General features: G+C 56.7%; 11 protein-coding genes, 4 tRNA genes and 1 pseudogene. All 16 read left to right on the forward strand.

All coding sequences use genetic code 11. The features are described from left to right. The coding region (birA, locus tag D7241_RS00005) for a bifunctional biotin--[acetyl-CoA-carboxylase] ligase/biotin operon repressor BirA (RefSeq protein ID WP_408099808.1) at nt 1–950 on the forward strand (950 nt) is incomplete at its 5' end. After that, complete coding sequence (locus D7241_RS00010) at nt 940–1680, forward strand: type III pantothenate kinase (RefSeq protein ID WP_408099809.1); 741 nt, start codon at nt 940–942, stop codon at nt 1678–1680. The genes birA and D7241_RS00010, both read left to right, overlap by 11 nt. 11 nt (nt 1681–1691) lie before the next feature. After that, on the forward strand, nt 1692–2354 hold the full coding sequence (locus tag D7241_RS00015) for an SPOR domain-containing protein (protein WP_408099810.1): 663 nt from the start codon (nt 1692–1694) through the stop codon (nt 2352–2354). A 138-nt stretch (nt 2355–2492) separates the two neighbouring features. Beyond that, nucleotides 2493–2577: transfer RNA gene (locus tag D7241_RS00020), tRNA-Tyr, on the forward strand. A gap of 25 nt (nt 2578–2602) precedes the next feature. Beyond that, a tRNA-Gly gene (locus tag D7241_RS00025) sits at nt 2603–2676 on the forward strand. Between the two features lie 26 nt (nt 2677–2702). Continuing rightward, nucleotides 2703–2778, forward strand: a tRNA-Thr gene (locus D7241_RS00030). Nucleotides 2779–2862: 84 nt separating this feature from the next. Beyond that, nucleotides 2863–4056, forward strand: a pseudogene (gene tuf / locus D7241_RS00035) (elongation factor Tu). A gap of 52 nt (nt 4057–4108) precedes the next feature. Next, nucleotides 4109–4184: transfer RNA gene (locus D7241_RS00040), tRNA-Trp, on the forward strand. A 42-nt stretch (nt 4185–4226) separates the two neighbouring features. Continuing rightward, on the forward strand, nt 4227–4595 hold the full coding sequence (secE, locus tag D7241_RS00045; protein WP_255983754.1) for a preprotein translocase subunit SecE: 369 nt from the start codon (nt 4227–4229) through the stop codon (nt 4593–4595). A 9-nt stretch (nt 4596–4604) separates the two neighbouring features. Then, entirely contained in the window at nt 4605–5138 is a 534-nt protein-coding gene (nusG, locus tag D7241_RS00050) for a transcription termination/antitermination protein NusG (RefSeq protein WP_019342058.1), read from the forward strand. Between the two features lie 113 nt (nt 5139–5251). Beyond that, nucleotides 5252–5683 carry a 50S ribosomal protein L11 gene (gene rplK / locus D7241_RS00055; RefSeq protein WP_021209388.1) on the forward strand — a complete coding sequence of 144 codons (432 nt, stop codon included), beginning with the start codon at nt 5252–5254 and terminating at the stop codon, nt 5681–5683. After that, a complete protein-coding gene (rplA, locus tag D7241_RS00060; protein WP_408099811.1) occupies nt 5683–6378 on the forward strand; it encodes a 50S ribosomal protein L1 in 696 nt (231 codons plus the stop codon). Before rplK ends, rplA begins: the two co-directional genes overlap by 1 nt. Before the next feature lie 209 nt (nt 6379–6587). Further along, the gene (gene rplJ, locus D7241_RS00065) at nt 6588–7088 is read left to right on the forward strand and encodes a 50S ribosomal protein L10 (RefSeq protein WP_255983752.1); all 501 of its coding nucleotides are present in this window, start codon (nt 6588–6590) and stop codon (nt 7086–7088) included. Between the two features lie 73 nt (nt 7089–7161). Then, nucleotides 7162–7530, forward strand: coding sequence for a 50S ribosomal protein L7/L12 (gene rplL, locus D7241_RS00070; protein WP_255983751.1), 369 nt, complete (start codon nt 7162–7164; stop codon nt 7528–7530). A gap of 222 nt (nt 7531–7752) precedes the next feature. Next, on the forward strand, nt 7753–11823 hold the full coding sequence (gene rpoB, locus D7241_RS00075) for a DNA-directed RNA polymerase subunit beta (protein ID WP_408099812.1): 4071 nt from the start codon (nt 7753–7755) through the stop codon (nt 11821–11823). Between the two features lie 65 nt (nt 11824–11888). Next, nucleotides 11889–16088: a DNA-directed RNA polymerase subunit beta' gene (gene rpoC, locus D7241_RS00080; RefSeq protein WP_408099813.1), complete on the forward strand. Its 4200-nt coding sequence runs from the start codon at nt 11889–11891 to the stop codon at nt 16086–16088. Nucleotides 16089–16174 lie beyond the last annotated feature (86 nt).

Raw genomic sequence — 16174 nt, forward strand, 5'->3', positions numbered from 1 at the left:
TGCAGCTGCTCGCTGATGGCCGCTTTCATTCCGGTGAAGAGCTTGGAGCCGTCCTGGGTGTGAGTCGGAGTGCTGTATGGAAATGTCTAAGGCGCTTGGAGGAGGAATACAACGTTGAGCTGTTTAGGGTGCCTGGGAAAGGGTATCGGCTTGCGGAGCCGCTTTCATTGCTGAGCTACGAGCTTAGCGCTGCTGCTCTTGCCCGCCTTGGCTGGCAACTCCACTTTAGACAAACAGTTGACTCTACCAACGCTGAGGCATTGAGGTTGTTGCGGTCGGGTGCGGCCGCGCCTTTGGTGGTTATCGCTGAAAGTCAAACTAGTGGGCGAGGACGTAGGGGGCGGGCATGGGTTAGCCCGGCTTCGCAAAATATTTATTACACGCTAACGCTAAAAGTTTTCGATGGCCCCCAAGGGCTTTCCGGTCTGAGTCTGGTTGTAGGGTTGGCAGTCCTTCATGCGCTACGTCGGGCGGGAATCCAAAATGCCGGTCTCAAGTGGCCCAACGACATTTATGCAGATGGCAAGAAAATAGCTGGAATACTATTGGAGCTGACCGGGGACCCAGCTGACGTATGTCACGTGATTATAGGGATTGGAATAAATGTGAACATGACATCAAGTGCTAAGGATATCGGGCAGCCCTGGACCTCTGTAAGGGCGCAGATAGGTGTTATGGCGGACAGAAGTGCGTTGGTAAACTTTCTTAGTGAGGCATTGCATTGCTATATGGAGAGACGCATGCATGAGGGCTTTTCCTCGTTGCGTGTCGAGTGGGAAGCGAACAATATCTGGCAAGGTAAGCGTTGTACCTTGAGTACCGGTACTCGTGAGGTAAAAGGCTTGGTACTTGGCGTGGATGAGGTGGGAGCTCTACGGCTTCTGGTTGATGGCAAGGAGCAGCGGTTTAGTGGGGGAGAATTAAGCTTGAGGCTCGATCATGATTCTTGAGCTCGACTGCGGGAATAGCTTCATAAAATGGCGAGTTATCCCTAGTGCTGGCGGTGCACCTGTAACCGAGGGGGTAGCGGCGCAGGTGGCAGAGCTTGTTTGCGATCTAATCAGTAGATGTACGGGGAGAATTTCTCGCTGCCGCTTAGTGAGTGTCAGGAGTGATATTGAGACCAAGGCCATTGTGGGTGTGCTCTCCGAAGCGCTGAAAGTCGATGTGGCTGAGGTTCGTCCGGCCGAGCGCGTCGCTAGCGTCGTGAACGGCTACCGAGATCATCGGCGCCTGGGGCTGGATCGCTGGTTGGCGCTTGTCGCCGCGCATGAGCTGTGTGGTGGGGCGTGTTTGGTTATCGACCTTGGCACGGCCATTACTGTGGATTTCGTGGCTAGCGACGGGAAGCATCTCGGAGGTTACATCGCTCCTGGGATGGCTCTGCTACGGAACCAGCTGCTTGCCCATGCTCGCCGCATTCAGTACAACGCTGCAGGGGCGGAGCTCGCATTGACTGATATCTCTCCCGGGAAAAGTACTGCTGAAGCTGTTGAGCGGGGCTGTCTGATCATGGTGCGCAGCTATGTGGCGAGCCAAATCTCTAATGCGGGGGGGCAATTGGGGGGTAGTTTTGCCGCCTATGTCACGGGAGGCGATGCGGTATTGGTTGCTGATCTTCCGTCGGTAACGTGCGTGCCGGATTTGGTTTTCCGGGGGCTTGCAATAGCTTGTCCCTAAACGAGGTATTGATGCGCTGGCTCTTAATGCTTCTGGTGGTGTTAAATCTGCTGCTTTACCTTCATTACCTGAACCGGAAAGTGCCCATTGCCGGTGAGGTTACCGAGTCGCACGTTTCTTCTCTAGAGAGAAACATTCAATTAGTCAGTGAGGTGGAGTCGCTGGCGGTACGGCGGCCGAAGCAAGACGTAGATAGCGCCTGTCTGTTTCTTGGGGGGTTCGACGAAGAGGCGATCGCACTAGCCGTAGAGCAGCGTTTGTTGAGCCTCGATATCGATTCCAGGGTGGAGTCTGTCGATGAAGCTGCTGGCGTCGACTATTGGGTCTACTTGCCCCCGCTGATATCCCGTCAGGCATCGCTACGTCAACTGCGCGAACTGCAATCTCGAAATATAGATAGCTACGTCATCACCGTCGGGGATTTAACTAACGGCATATCCTTGGGGATATTCTCGCGCAAGGACTCCGCAGAGAGCGTTGTGAGCCGTCTGAAAGGCGTCGACTACACGGCGTTGATTCGTGATTTGCCAAGAGTCCATCGTCGTTACTGGGTGCGAGTGGCAGATACACGGCAGCATTTATTGAGCGACTCGTTACTTGGCGAGCTTGCTCGTGACTTCCCTGCTCTTGAGCATCAACAAATGCCATGTTCAGGCATTGCAACTTCAGGGTAGTTTACATAGAATGGCGCCCGCTTCGCGGCGCAGCTTCTTAGGGCGTCGTGACGAGCTGTCATCAGAGCTAACCTCAGGTTTTAAAATGAGAAATGCTTGACAGCAGGAGGTTAGGCAACCAAAATGCCGCCTCGTTTTGGAGGGGTTCCCGAGCGGCCAAAGGGATCAGACTGTAAATCTGACGTCATCGACTTCGAAGGTTCGAATCCTTCCCCCTCCACCAGATTTAAGCGTAAGCCTTGGGTATCGCGGGTATAGTTTAGTGGTAGAACCTCAGCCTTCCAAGCTGATGATGCGGGTTCGATTCCCGCTACCCGCTCCAGCTCAAGGGTTGTGCAAAAAAGATTGGCTCATGTAGCTCAGCTGGTAGAGCACACCCTTGGTAAGGGTGAGGTCAGCGGTTCAAATCCGCTCATGAGCTCCAAAACCCAAAGGCAGATATGTGAATATCTGCCTTTGTTCTAATGGTGGCGTGACTAGCTCAATTCAACGATGGGAGACGGTCTCGATGGCTAAAGAAAAATTCGAACGTAACAAACCGCACCTGAACGTCGGCACCATTGGTCACGTCGACCATGGCAAGACCACGCTCACCGCCGCGCTGACCAAGGTCTGCGCGGAGACCTGGGGCGGCTCTGCGCGTGACTTCTCGCAGATCGACAACGCGCCGGAAGAGAAGGCTCGTGGTATCACCATCAACACCTCCCACGTTGAATATGATTCCTCGATCCGTCACTACGCGCACGTTGACTGCCCAGGTCACGCTGACTATGTGAAGAACATGATCACCGGTGCGGCGCAGATGGACGGTGCGATCCTGGTTTGCTCCGCTGCTGACGGCCCGATGCCGCAAACTCGCGAGCATATCCTGCTGTCCCGTCAGGTTGGTGTTCCTTATATCGTGGTCTTCCTGAACAAGGCTGACATGGTGGATGACGCTGAGCTGCTCGAGTTGGTCGAGATGGAAGTGCGTGATCTGCTGTCGACTTACGACTTCCCTGGCGACGACACGCCGATCATCATCGGTTCTGCTCTGATGGCCCTGAACGGCCAGGACGACAACGAGATGGGCGTATCGGCCGTGCGCAAGCTGGTCTAGACTCTGGATAGCTACATTCCAGAGCCTGAGCGCGCTATCGACAAGCCGTTCCTAATGCCGATCGAAGACGTGTTCTCGATCTCCGGTCGCGGTACCGTTGTGACTGGTCGTGTTGAGCGCGGCATCGTCAAGGTTCAGGAAGAGATCGAAATCGTTGGTATCCGCGCCACGACCAAGACCACCTGCACTGGTGTCGAGATGTTCCGCAAGCTGCTCGACGAAGGTCGTGCTGGTGAGAACGTGGGCGTGCTGTTGCGCGGCACCAAGCGTGATGACGTCGAGCGCGGTCAGGTTCTGGCCAAGCCGGGCACCATCAAGCCGCACACCAAGTTCGAAGGCGAAGTCTACGTACTGAGCAAGGAAGAAGGCGGTCGCCATACTCCGTTCTTCAAGGGCTACCGTCCGCAGTTCTACTTCCGTACCACTGACGTGACTGGTAACTGCGAACTGCCGGAAGGCGTTGAGATGGTAATGCCGGGCGACAACATCAAGATGGTTGTTACCCTGATCGCTCCGATCGCCATGGAAGACGGCCTGCGCTTCGCGATTCGCGAAGGTGGTCGTACCGTTGGTGCTGGTGTGGTTGCCAAGATCATCGAATAATCGATTGATCTGATTTGTTCGGGTCGGCATAATAGTCGGCCTGACTCTTTTTAGGCCAGTAGCTCAATTGGCAGAGCGGCGGTCTCCAAAACCGCAGGTTGGGGGTTCGATTCCCTCCTGGCCTGCCAACTTCAATATAGAATTTGGCAGTATTTACAGGGTTCTAGCAGATGAATGTCAAAGCAGAAGCCAAAGACTCCCGCTTCGATTTGATGAAGTGGCTTGTTGTAGCTGCTTTGGTGGTCGTGGCGGTGGTTGGTAATCAGTATTACGCCGCAGAGCCTATCCTGTACAGAGTTCTTGCGTTGCTCGTGTTTGCTGTCGTTGCTGCGTTTGTTGCGCTGCAGACATCGAAGGGTCGTTCCTTTTTTGTTCTTCTGAAAGAGGCGCGCGTCGAGATTCGCAAAGTCGTTTGGCCGACCCGTCAAGAAACTACTCAGACTACGCTCATAGTTGTGGCGGTTGTGCTGGTTATGGCGTTGCTGTTGTGGGGGCTCGATTCCCTGCTCGGTTGGCTGGTTTCCATGATTGTAGGTTAAGGATATCCCGTGGCTAAGCGTTGGTACGTGGTTCATGCCTACTCGGGTTACGAGAAGCATGTCATGCGCTCGTTGATTGAGCGCATCAAGCTTGCCGGCATGGAGGATCATTTCGGCGAGATTCTGGTTCCCACTGAAGAAGTGGTTGAGATGCGTAATGGGCAGAAGCGCAAGAGTGAGCGCAAATTTTTCCCTGGTTACGTTCTTGTTCAGATGGATATGGCCGAAGGCGCTTGGCACCTGGTGAAGGATACGCCTCGAGTAATGGGCTTTATCGGTGGTACGGCCGACAAGCCGGCGCCGATCACTGATAAGGAAGCTGAGGCGATCCTGCGTCGCGTCGCGGATGGTAGTGATAAGCCGAAGCCTAAGACGCTTTTCGAGCCGGGCGAAGTTGTGCGTGTAGCTGACGGTCCGTTCGCCGATTTCAATGGCGTGGTCGAAGAGGTCAATTATGAAAAGAGCCGCATTCAGGTCGCGGTCCTTATTTTTGGCCGCTCGACGCCGGTAGAATTGGAGTTCAGTCAGGTCGAAAAGGTCTAGCTGAAACAAGCATCCCGCGCCCCGCAGCTAATGGCTGCGGGGTTTTGTTGTCACTGGGATATTCAAAGTAAACAGGGGAGCCGCAAGGCGCTAGCACCCGGAACGGAGTAGTTATGGCTAAGAAGATTCAAGCTTATATCAAGCTTCAGGTGAAGGCCGGTCAGGCCAACCCGTCGCCGCCTGTAGGTCCTGCGCTGGGTCAGCATGGCGTCAACATCATGGAGTTCTGCAAGGCATTCAATGCTCGCACTCAAGGTCAGGAAGCAGGACTGCCGACGCCGGTGATCATCACCGTTTATAGCGACCGTAGCTTCACTTTCGAGACCAAGAGCACGCCTGCTGCCGTTCTGCTGAAGAAGGCTGCTGGCATTACTAGTGGTTCTGCTCGTCCGAATACCCAGAAGGTCGGCACTGTTACTCGTGCTCAGCTGGAAGAGATCGCGAAGACCAAGAACGCTGATCTTACCGCTGCTGATCTTGAGGCGGCCGTGCGCACTATCGCCGGCTCCGCTCGCAGCATGGGCCTGAACGTGGAGGGTGTGTAATGGCTAAATTGACCAAGCGCCAGAAGGCTTTCGCCGAAAAGATCGAAGCTGGCAAGCAGTACTCGTTCGAAGACGCTGCGACTCTGCTGGCTCAGTTGTCGGCTGTAAAGTTCACTGAGTCTTTTGACATCGCCATTAACCTGGGTGTGGATCCGCGTAAATCCGACCAGGTCGTGCGGGGCGCTACTGTTCTGCCGAACGGTACTGGCAAGACCGTTCGTGTCGCAGTATTCACTCAAGGCCCGGCAGCTGAGGCCGCTCTGGCTGCAGGCGCTGATCGCGTGGGTATGGATGAGCTGGCTGCCGAGATGAAGGGCGGCGACCTGAATTATGACGTCGTGATTGCATCTCCGGATGCGATGCGCGTTGTGGGTCAGTTGGGTCAGATTCTTGGTCCGCGTGGGCTGATGCCTAACCCGAAGGTAGGCACTGTAACGCCGGACGTTGCGACCGCTGTCAAGAATGCCAAGGCTGGTCAGGTGCGCTTCCGTACCGACAAGAACGGCATCATCCATACCTCCGTCGGTAAGGTTGGTTTCGAAGCTGGCCAACTGAAGCAGAACGTTGAAGCACTGCTTTCGGACCTCAAGCGCCTGAAGCCGTCCACGTCCAAAGGTATTTATGTCAAGCGCGTAACCCTGAGCACCACCATGGGTCCAGGGCTGATCATCGATCAGGCTTCTCTCGAGGCGTAAGGCATTTAACGTCCTGCTTGCAGGGCGCCACAGATTGGGGTCCCTGCCTGGCGGGGGCTATCCAAGACCGTAGGCGGCGCAAGTCTTAAACCGTAGAAGTACTGCTTCTTCAGGCCTACGCAGAGGTGCTCCCGATTCGTACCGAATCAGACACCAAAACCCGTCCAGTCTCGGCTGGGCGAACCGGTAACATCCAGGAGTAAAAACCCGTGGCAATCAAACTCGAAGACAAGAAAGCCATCGTCGCTGAAGTCAACGAGGCTGCCAAAGCTGCCCTGTCCGCTGTCGTGGCCGATGCCCGTGGCGTGACCGTTGGGGCCATGACCGGACTCCGTAAAGAGGCCCGCGAGGCTGGTGTATACGTGCGTGTTGTGCGGAATACCCTGCTTCGCCGCGCTGTTGAAGGCACTCAGTACGACGTGCTCAACGACGTGTTCAAAGGCCCGACCCTTATCGCGTTCTCCAACGAACATCCGGGCGCTGCTGCTCGTATCTTCAAGGAATTTGCTAAGGGTCAGGATAAGTTCGAGATCAAGGCTGCTGCGTTCGAGGGTCAGTTGATCGCAGCCAACCAGATCGACGCTTTGGCAACCCTGCCGACCTATGACGAAGCTATTTCGCAGCTGATGAGCGTGATTCAAGGCGCTACCAGCAAGCTGGCTCGTACTCTGGCGGCCGTTCGCGATCAGAAAGAAGCCGCTGCAGCCTAAGGCGCGAGGCATCTTTCGAATTTTTTTGAATTAGATGGCCGTAGGCCGTCACCTATATATAGGAACTAGAGTCATGGCTCTGACCAACGAAGACATCATCAACGCCGTTTCCGAAATGTCCGTGATGCAGGTTGTTGAACTGATCAAGGCAATGGAAGAGAAGTTTGGCGTCACCGCCGCTGCTGCCACTGTCGCGGCTGCTGGCCCGGCTGCTGCCGCTGCTGAAGAGCAGACCGAGTTCACTGTTGTCCTGGCTGAAGCCGGCGACAAGAAAGTGAACGTGATCAAGGCTGTTCGCGAACTGACCGGCCTGGGCCTGAAAGAAGCCAAGGCAGTCGTTGACGGTGCCCCGGGCGTAGTTAAGGAAAGCGTCTCCAAAGACGAAGCCGAAGCCGCCAAAAAGGCACTGGAAGAGGCTGGCGCCAAAGTCGAGCTTAAGTAAGCACGACCTTGCGTCTACAGCCGAAGCGACTCACGTAAGGCTGATGGCTGGTGGCTTTTGCCACCGGCCTTTTTCCGTTATAGCTGCCTGATGTCCGTTTGGCAGTGCGACTGGAAAAAAAACCGCTCTGATGGGCGGTGCGAATCAAGGGGTTCGCAAGATTTTCTGGCTGCTCCCGTCGGGAGAGGCCAAACAAGCAGGTGACCAAGCTGGGGAACGCTGATGGCTTACTCATACACTGAGAAAAAACGAATCCGCAAGGACTTTAGCAAGTTACCGCACGTTATGGACGTGCCGTATCTTTTGGCCATCCAGCTGGATTCGTACCGCGAATTCCTGCAAGCGGGAGCGACCAAGGATCAATTCCGCGATATCGGCTTGCATGCAGCCTTCAAATCCGTTTTCCCGATAATCAGCTATTCCGGCAATGCAGCGCTGGAGTATGTTGGCTATCGTCTGGGCGACCCGGCTTTCGACGTCAAGGAATGCGTATTGCGAGGCGTGACCTTCGCAGTGCCGCTGCGGGTAAAAGTCCGCCTAATCATTTTCGATAAGGAATCCTCGAGCAAGGCGATTAAGGACATCAAGGAGCAGGAAGTCTACATGGGGGAAATCCCTCTGATGACTGAAAACGGTACCTTCATCATCAACGGTACCGAGCGCGTTATCGTGTCTCAGCTTCATCGTTCGCCAGGGGTGTTCTTCGATCACGATCGTGGCAAGACACACAGCTCCGGCAAGCTGCTGTACTCCGCTCGCATCATCCCTTACCGCGGTTCCTGGTTGGACTTCGAGTTCGATCCCAAGGATGCGGTATTCGTGCGTATCGACCGTCGCCGCAAGCTACCGGCTTCGGTACTTCTTCGTGCTCTGAATTACAGCACCGAAGAAATCCTTGACGCGTTCTACGACACCAACGTGTTCCACGTTAAAGGTGAGGCGCTGAGCCTGGAGCTGGTCCCGCAGCGCCTGCGCGGCGAGATCGCCTCGTTCGATATCACCGATGAGAACGGCAAGGTCATTGTCGAGCAAGGCCGCCGGATTACCGCGCGCCACATCAATCAGCTCGACAAATCCGGTATTAAGTCGCTCGATATGCCGATGGATTACGTCCTGGGTCGCACCACGGCGAAGGCCATCGTGCATCCGGCAACCGGTGAAATTATCGCCGAGTGCAACACCGAGCTGACCGTTGAAGTCCTGGCCAAGCTGGTCAAGGCACAGGTCGTTCGTTTCGAGACGTTGTACACGAACGACATTGATTGCGGTCCGTTCATTTCCGATACGCTGAAGATCGATTCGACCACCAACCAGCTTGAAGCTCTGGTTGAGATCTATCGCATGATGCGTCCTGGCGAGCCGCCAACCAAGGATGCTGCCGAGACGCTGTTCAATAATCTGTTCTTCGCATCGGAACGCTACGACCTGTCAGCTGTAGGTCGAATGAAGTTCAACCGTCGTATCGGTCGTACCGAGATCGAGGGTTCCGGTGTTCTGAGTCGCGAAGACATCGTTGCAGTGTTGAAGACCCTGGTCGATATCCGTAACGGCAAGGGCATCGTCGACGACATCGACCACCTCGGTAACCGTCGCGTGCGTTGCGTTGGTGAAATGGCTGAAAACCAGTTCCGCGTGGGCCTAGTGCGTGTTGAGCGTGCGGTCAAGGAGCGTCTCTCCATGGCCGAGAGCGAAGGCTTGATGCCGCAAGACCTGATCAACGCCAAGCCGGTTGCGGCGGCGGTGAAGGAGTTCTTCGGTTCCAGTCAGCTATCGCAGTTCATGGACCAGAACAACCCGCTCTCCGAGATCACCCACAAGCGTCGTGTTTCCGCACTCGGCCCGGGCGGTCTGACCCGTGAGCGCGCCGGTTTTGAGGTTCGTGACGTACACCCGACTCACTATGGTCGCGTTTGCCCGATCGAGACGCCTGAAGGTCCGAACATTGGCCTGATCAACTCGCTGGCCGCCTATGCTCGTACCAACCAGTACGGCTTCCTGGAAAGCCCGTACCGTGTGGTTAACGAGGGCGAAGTCACCGACGAGATCGTATTTCTCTCGGCCATCGAAGAAGCCGACCATGTGATCGCTCAGGCCAGCGCCAAGCTGGATGGCCGCAAGCTGGTTGATGAGCTGGTCGCTGTTCGTCATCAGAACGAATTCACGGTCAAGGCACCGGAAGACGTGACCCTGATGGACGTCTCGCCGAAGCAGGTTGTTTCCGTAGCCGCTTCGCTGATTCCGTTCCTTGAACACGACGACGCCAACCGAGCGCTCATGGGATCGAACATGCAGCGTCAGGCCGTGCCGACCCTGCGTTCGGACAAGCCGCTGGTAGGCACCGGGATGGAGCGCAACGTGGCGCGCGATTCCGGCGTCTGTGTCGTTGCTCGTCGCGGTGGCGTGATCGACTCAGTCGACGCCAGTCGCGTCGTTGTGCGTGTGCATGATGCGGAAGTCGAAACCGGCGAAGCGGGTGTCGACATCTACAATCTGACCAAGTACACCCGCTCCAACCAGAACACCTGCATCAACCAGCGCCCGCTGGTCAGCAAAGGTGATGTGGTCGAGCGTGGCGATATCATGGCCGATGGCCCGTCCACCGATATGGGTGAGCTGGCGCTTGGGCAGAACATGCGTGTCGCGTTCATGCCATGGAACGGCTACAACTTCGAAGACTCCATCCTCCTGTCGGAGCGTGTGGTCCAAGAAGATCGTTTCACCACCATCCATATTCAGGAGCTGACCTGCGTATCCCGTGATACCAAGCTCGGCCCAGAAGAGATCACCGCGGACATCCCGAACGTGGGTGAGGCTGCGCTGAACAAGCTGGACGAGGCGGGCATCGTTTACGTTGGTGCCGAGGTTGGTGCAGGCGACATCCTGGTCGGCAAGGTCACGCCGAAAGGCGAAACCCAGCTGACGCCGGAAGAGAAGCTTCTGCGTGCGATCTTTGGTGAAAAGGCTTCCGACGTGAAGGATACGTCCCTGCGTGTTCCTACTGGCACCAAGGGCACCGTCATTGATGTTCAGGTCTTCATTCGGGATGGTGTTGAGCGCGACTCCCGCGCACTGGCCATCGAGAAGATGCAGCTGGACGAGATCCGCAAAGATCTGAACGAAGAGTTCCGCATCGTTGAAGGTGCAACCTTCGAGCGCTTGCGTTCGGCACTGGTCGGCGCCACGGCCGAGGGCGGCGCTGGCTTGAAGAAGGGTGCCGTTATCACTGACGAAATCCTCGATGGTCTCGAGCATGGTCAGTGGTTCAAGTTGCGTATGGCTGAAGATGCGCTGAACGAGCAGCTGGAAAAGGCGCAAGCCTACATTTCCGATCGCCGTCAGTTGCTCGACGACAAGTTCGAAGACAAGAAGCGTAAGCTGCAGCAGGGCGACGATCTGGCTCCGGGCGTACTGAAGATCGTCAAGGTTTATCTGGCGATCAAGCGTCGGATCCAGCCAGGCGACAAGATGGCTGGTCGTCACGGTAACAAAGGTGTTGTCTCGGTCATCATGCCGGTTGAAGACATGCCGCATGACGCCAATGGCACGCCGGTCGACATCGTTTTGAACCCGTTGGGCGTACCGTCGCGTATGAACGTCGGTCAGATTCTTGAAACCCACCTGGGCCTCGCGGCCAAGGGGCTGGGTGAAAAGATCAACCGCATGCTCGACGAGCAGCGCAAAGTTGCGGAGCTACGCAAGTTCCTTACTGAGATCTACAACGAGATTGGTGGTCGCCAGGAAAACCTCGAAAGCTTCAGCGATCAAGAAGTGCTTGATCTGGCGAAGAACCTGCGTGGCGGTGTGCCCATGGCGACGCCGGTGTTCGACGGTGCCAAGGAGCGCGAGATCAAGGCCATGCTGAAGCTTGCAGACCTTCCGGAAAGCGGCCAAATGCAGCTGTTCGACGGACGTACTGGTAACAAGTTCGAGCGCACCACTACGGTCGGTTACATGTACATGCTCAAGCTGAACCACCTGGTCGACGACAAGATGCATGCGCGTTCCACCGGTTCCTACAGCCTGGTAACCCAACAGCCGCTGGGTGGCAAAGCGCAGTTCGGTGGTCAGCGTTTCGGGGAGATGGAGGTCTGGGCACTGGAAGCCTACGGTGCCGCCTACACCCTGCAGGAAATGCTCACGGTCAAGTCGGACGACGTGAACGGGCGGACCAAGATGTACAAGAACATCGTGGACGGCGATCACCGTATGGAGCCCGGCATGCCGGAATCCTTCAACGTGTTGATCAAAGAAATCCGCTCGCTCGGTATCGACATCGATCTGGAAACCGAATAACCACGCACCGCCCATGCGGCGCCCGACATCAGTCGGTCGTCGCAGGTCCGTGAGGAGGAAAGGCCTTGAAAGACTTGCTGAATCTGTTGAAAAACCAGGGTCAAATCGAAGAGTTCGATGCCATCAAGATTGCATTGGCTTCGCCCGAGATGATCCGTTCCTGGTCCTTTGGTGAAGTGAAGAAGCCAGAGACCATCAACTATCGTACGTTCAAGCCCGAGCGCGACGGCCTGTTCTGCGCCAAGATATTTGGCCCGGTCAAGGACTACGAATGCCTGTGCGGTAAGTACAAGCGCCTCAAGCATCGCGGCGTCATTTGTGAAAAGTGCGGCGTTGAAGTTGCGCTGGCCAAGGTTCGTCGAGAGCGCATGGCGCACATCGAGCTGGCTTCGCCAGTCGCCCACATCTGGTTCCTGAAGTCGCTGCCGAGCCGTATCGGTCTGCTGCTGGACATGACCCTGCGTGACATTGAGCGCGTGCTTTATTTCGAAAGCTACGTCGTGATCGATCCAGGCATGACCACCCTTGAGAAGGGCCAGCTGCTCAACGACGAACAGTATTTCGAAGCACTCGAAGAGTTCGGTGACGATTTCGACGCCCGTATGGGTGCAGAAGCCGTGCGCGAGCTGCTGCACGAAATCGACTTGGAGCACGAGATCGGTCGCCTGCGCGAAGAGATTCCGCAGACCAACTCGGAAACCAAGATCAAGAAGCTGTCCAAGCGTCTGAAGCTGATGGAAGCTTTCCATGGTTCGGGCAACCTGCCGGAATGGATGGTGCTGACCGTTCTGCCAGTACTGCCGCCGGATCTGCGCCCGTTGGTTCCGCTGGATGGTGGCCGCTTCGCGACTTCGGATCTCAACGATCTGTATCGCCGAGTGATCAACCGTAACAACCGTCTGAAGCGCCTGCTCGATCTGTCGGCGCCGGACATCATCGTGCGCAACGAAAAGCGCATGTTGCAGGAAGCTGTCGATGCGCTGCTGGACAACGGTCGTCGCGGCCGTGCCATCACCGGCTCGAACAAGCGTCCACTCAAATCCCTGGCCGACATGATCAAAGGCAAGCAGGGCCGTTTCCGTCAGAACCTGCTCGGCAAGCGCGTGGACTACTCTGGTCGTTCGGTTATTACCGTAGGCCCGACCCTGCGTCTGCACCAGTGCGGTCTGCCGAAGAAGATGGCTCTCGAGCTGTTCAAGCCGTTCATTTTTGGCAAGCTGGAAATGCGCGGCATGGCGACCACCATCAAGGCCGCCAAGAAGATGGTCGAGCGCGAGCTGCCCGAGGTCTGGGACGTTCTGGCTGAAGTGATCCGCGAACATCCCGTACTGCTCAACCGTGCGCCGACGCTGCACCGGCTGGGTATCCAGGCGTTCGAGCCGGTCCTCATCGAAGGCAAGGCGATCCAGCTGCACCCGTTGGTCTGCGCTGCTTACAACGCTGACTTCGATGGTGACCAGATGGCCGTCCACGTGCCGCTGACGCTGGAAGCCCAGCTCGAAGCGCGCGCGCTGATGATGTCCACCAACAACATCCTGTCGCCTGCAAACGGTGAGCCGATCATCGTGCCTTCGCAGGACGTGGTTCTGGGGCTGTACTACATGACCCGTGAGGCCATCAACGCCAAGGGCGAAGGCCGCGTGTTTGCTGACCTGCAGGAAGTCGACCGCGTCTTCCGAGCTGGCGAGGCTTCGTTGCACGCGCGTGTCAAGGTTCGTATCAACGAAACCATCAAGGACCGTGACGGCTCCATCACCAAGAGCACCCGGATTGTCGACACCACTGTCGGCCGCGCGCTGTTGTTCCAGGTGGTTCCGGCCGGCCTGGCGTTCGAAGTAGTCAACCAGCCGATGAAGAAGAAGGCGATCTCCAAACTGATCAACTTGTGCTACCGCACGGTCGGTCTGAAGGACACCGTCATCTTCGCCGATCAGTTGATGTACACCGGCTTCGCCTATTCCACGATTTCTGGCGTATCGATCGGCGTGAACGACTTCGTGATCCCGGACGAGAAGGCCCGGATTATCGACGCCGCGACCGAGGAAGTGAAGGAAATCGAGTCGCAGTACGCCTCCGGCTTGGTTACCCAGGGCGAGAAATACAACAAGGTGATCGACCTCTGGTCCAAGGCCAACGACGAAGTGTCCAAGGCGATGATGGCTAACCTTTCGAAAGAGAAGGTCATCGACCGTGACGGCAACGAAGCCGAGCAGGATTCGTTCAACTCGATGTACATGATGGCCGATTCTGGTGCACGGGGCTCTGCTGCACAGATTCGCCAGTTGGCGGGTATGCGTGGTCTGATGGCCAAGCCGGACGGCTCCATCATCGAGACGCCGATTACCGCGAACTTCCGTGAGGGCTTGAACGTACTTCAGTACTTCATCTCTACGCACGGTGCTCGTAAGGGCTTGGCGGATACTGCACTTAAGACTGCGAACTCCGGTTACCTGACCCGTCGTCTCGTTGACGTGGCCCAGGACTTGGTTGTGACTGAGGTCGATTGTGGGACCGAGCAGGGTCTATTCATGACCCCGCACATCGAAGGCGGCGATGTAGTTGAGCCGCTGGGTGAGCGTGTTTTGGGTCGCGTAATTGCGCGCGACGTGCTCAAGCCGGGCACTGAAGAAGTGCTGGTGCCTGCCGGTACGCTGGTTGATGAGCAGTGGGTCGACTTTATCGAGCTGAACAGCATCGACGAGGTTGTGGTTCGTTCGCCGATCAGCTGTGAGACTCGCTACGGGATCTGCGCCAAGTGCTACGGTCGCGATCTTGCTCGCGGTCATCAGGTCAACATCGGTGAAGCGGTCGGCGTTATCGCCGCCCAGTCCATCGGTGAGCCAGGTACCCAGCTGACCATGCGGACCTTCCATATCGGTGGTGCGGCTAGCCGGACCTCTGCTGTCGACAACGTCATGGTGAAGAATGGCGGCACTATCCGTCTGCATAACCTGAAGCACGTCGAGCGTGCCGACGGAGCTTTGGTCGCCGTTTCCCGCTCTGGTGAGCTGGCGGTAGCGGATGATTTCGGACGTGAGCGCGAGCGCTACAAGCTACCGTATGGTGCGGTGATCTCCATCAAGGAAGGCGACAAGGTCGATGCTGGCGCTGTCGTTGCCAAGTGGGATCCGCACACTCACCCGATCGTTACCGAGATGAAGGGTGTCGTGACCTTCGTCGGAATGGAAGAGAACATCACCATCAAGCGTCAGACTGACGAGCTAACCGGTCTGACCAACATTGAAGTGATGGATCCGAAAGACCGTCCGGCTTCAGGCAAAGACATTCGCCCGGCCATCAAGATGGTCGATGCGAGCGGCAAGGAGCTGCTGCTGCCGGGTACAGATGTCCCCGCTCAGTACTTCCTGCCAGCCAACGCTCTGGTAGGTGTGGCCGACGGCGCCGAGATCAATGTGGGTGACGTTATTGCACGTATCCCGCAGGAGACATCGAAGACCCGCGACATTACCGGTGGTCTGCCGCGTGTTGCCGACCTCTTCGAGGCGCGTCGTCCGAAAGAGCCATCTATCCTGGCGGAAATCAGCGGCACGATCTCCTTTGGCAAGGAAACCAAGGGCAAGCGTCGTCTGGTGATTACGCCTACCGATGGTACCGATCCGTACGAAGAGCTGATTCCAAAGTGGCGTCACCTCAACGTCTTCGAGGGCGAACAGGTGAACAAGGGCGAGGTCATCTCGGACGGTCCGAGCAACCCGCACGACATCCTGCGGCTGCTCGGCGTCAGTGCGCTGGCGAAGTACATCGTCAACGAAATTCAGGACGTTTACCGACTGCAGGGCGTGAAGATCAACGACAAGCACATTGAGACCATTCTGCGGCAGATGCTGCGCAAGGTCGAAGTGGCGGAATCCGGCGATTCGAGCTTCATCAAAGGCGACCAAATGGAGCTCACTCAGGTGCTTGAGGAGAACGAGCGCCTTTCCTCGGATGACAAGTTCGCTTCGAAATACATCCGTGTGCTGCTGGGTATCACTAAGGCATCGCTGTCCACCGAGTCGTTCATTTCGGCAGCCTCCTTCCAGGAAACTACGCGCGTTCTTACAGAGGCAGCGGTTACCGGGAAGCGCGATTACCTGCGTGGACTCAAGGAAAACGTGGTCGTGGGTCGTCTGATTCCGGCCGGTACCGGTCTGCAGTATCACAGCGAGCGCAAGCGCAAGCGTGATGCTGAAAAACCGGTTCGCGTGAGTGCCGATGAGGTCGAAGCGGCGCTGACCGAGGCGCTCAATTCGAGCGGCAACTGATTGGCGGCCAGCCCCGATGTAAGTCGGGGCGCGCCTTGACGGTGTGCAGGAACCTCTTTAGACTCTTGTACCCCTAATTTGGCGGG

Source organism: Stutzerimonas sp. VN223-3, assembly GCF_045999685.1.
GTDB classification, from domain to species: domain Bacteria; phylum Pseudomonadota; class Gammaproteobacteria; order Pseudomonadales; family Pseudomonadaceae; genus Stutzerimonas; species Stutzerimonas stutzeri_AR.

What these genes read in the sequence shown, in the direction of transcription:
- D7241_RS00010 (WP_408099809.1), top strand. Translation starts at nt 940, where the DNA reads ATGATTCTTGAGCTCGACTGCGGGAATAGCTTCATAAAATGGCGAGTT.
- D7241_RS00015 (WP_408099810.1), top strand. Translation starts at nt 1,692, where the DNA reads ATGCGCTGGCTCTTAATGCTTCTGGTGGTGTTAAATCTGCTGCTTTAC.
- secE (WP_255983754.1), top strand. Translation starts at nt 4,227, where the DNA reads ATGAATGTCAAAGCAGAAGCCAAAGACTCCCGCTTCGATTTGATGAAG.
- rplK (WP_021209388.1), top strand. Translation starts at nt 5,252, where the DNA reads ATGGCTAAGAAGATTCAAGCTTATATCAAGCTTCAGGTGAAGGCCGGT.
- rplA (WP_408099811.1), top strand. Translation starts at nt 5,683, where the DNA reads ATGGCTAAATTGACCAAGCGCCAGAAGGCTTTCGCCGAAAAGATCGAA.
- rplL (WP_255983751.1), top strand. Translation starts at nt 7,162, where the DNA reads ATGGCTCTGACCAACGAAGACATCATCAACGCCGTTTCCGAAATGTCC.
- rpoB (WP_408099812.1), top strand. Translation starts at nt 7,753, where the DNA reads ATGGCTTACTCATACACTGAGAAAAAACGAATCCGCAAGGACTTTAGC.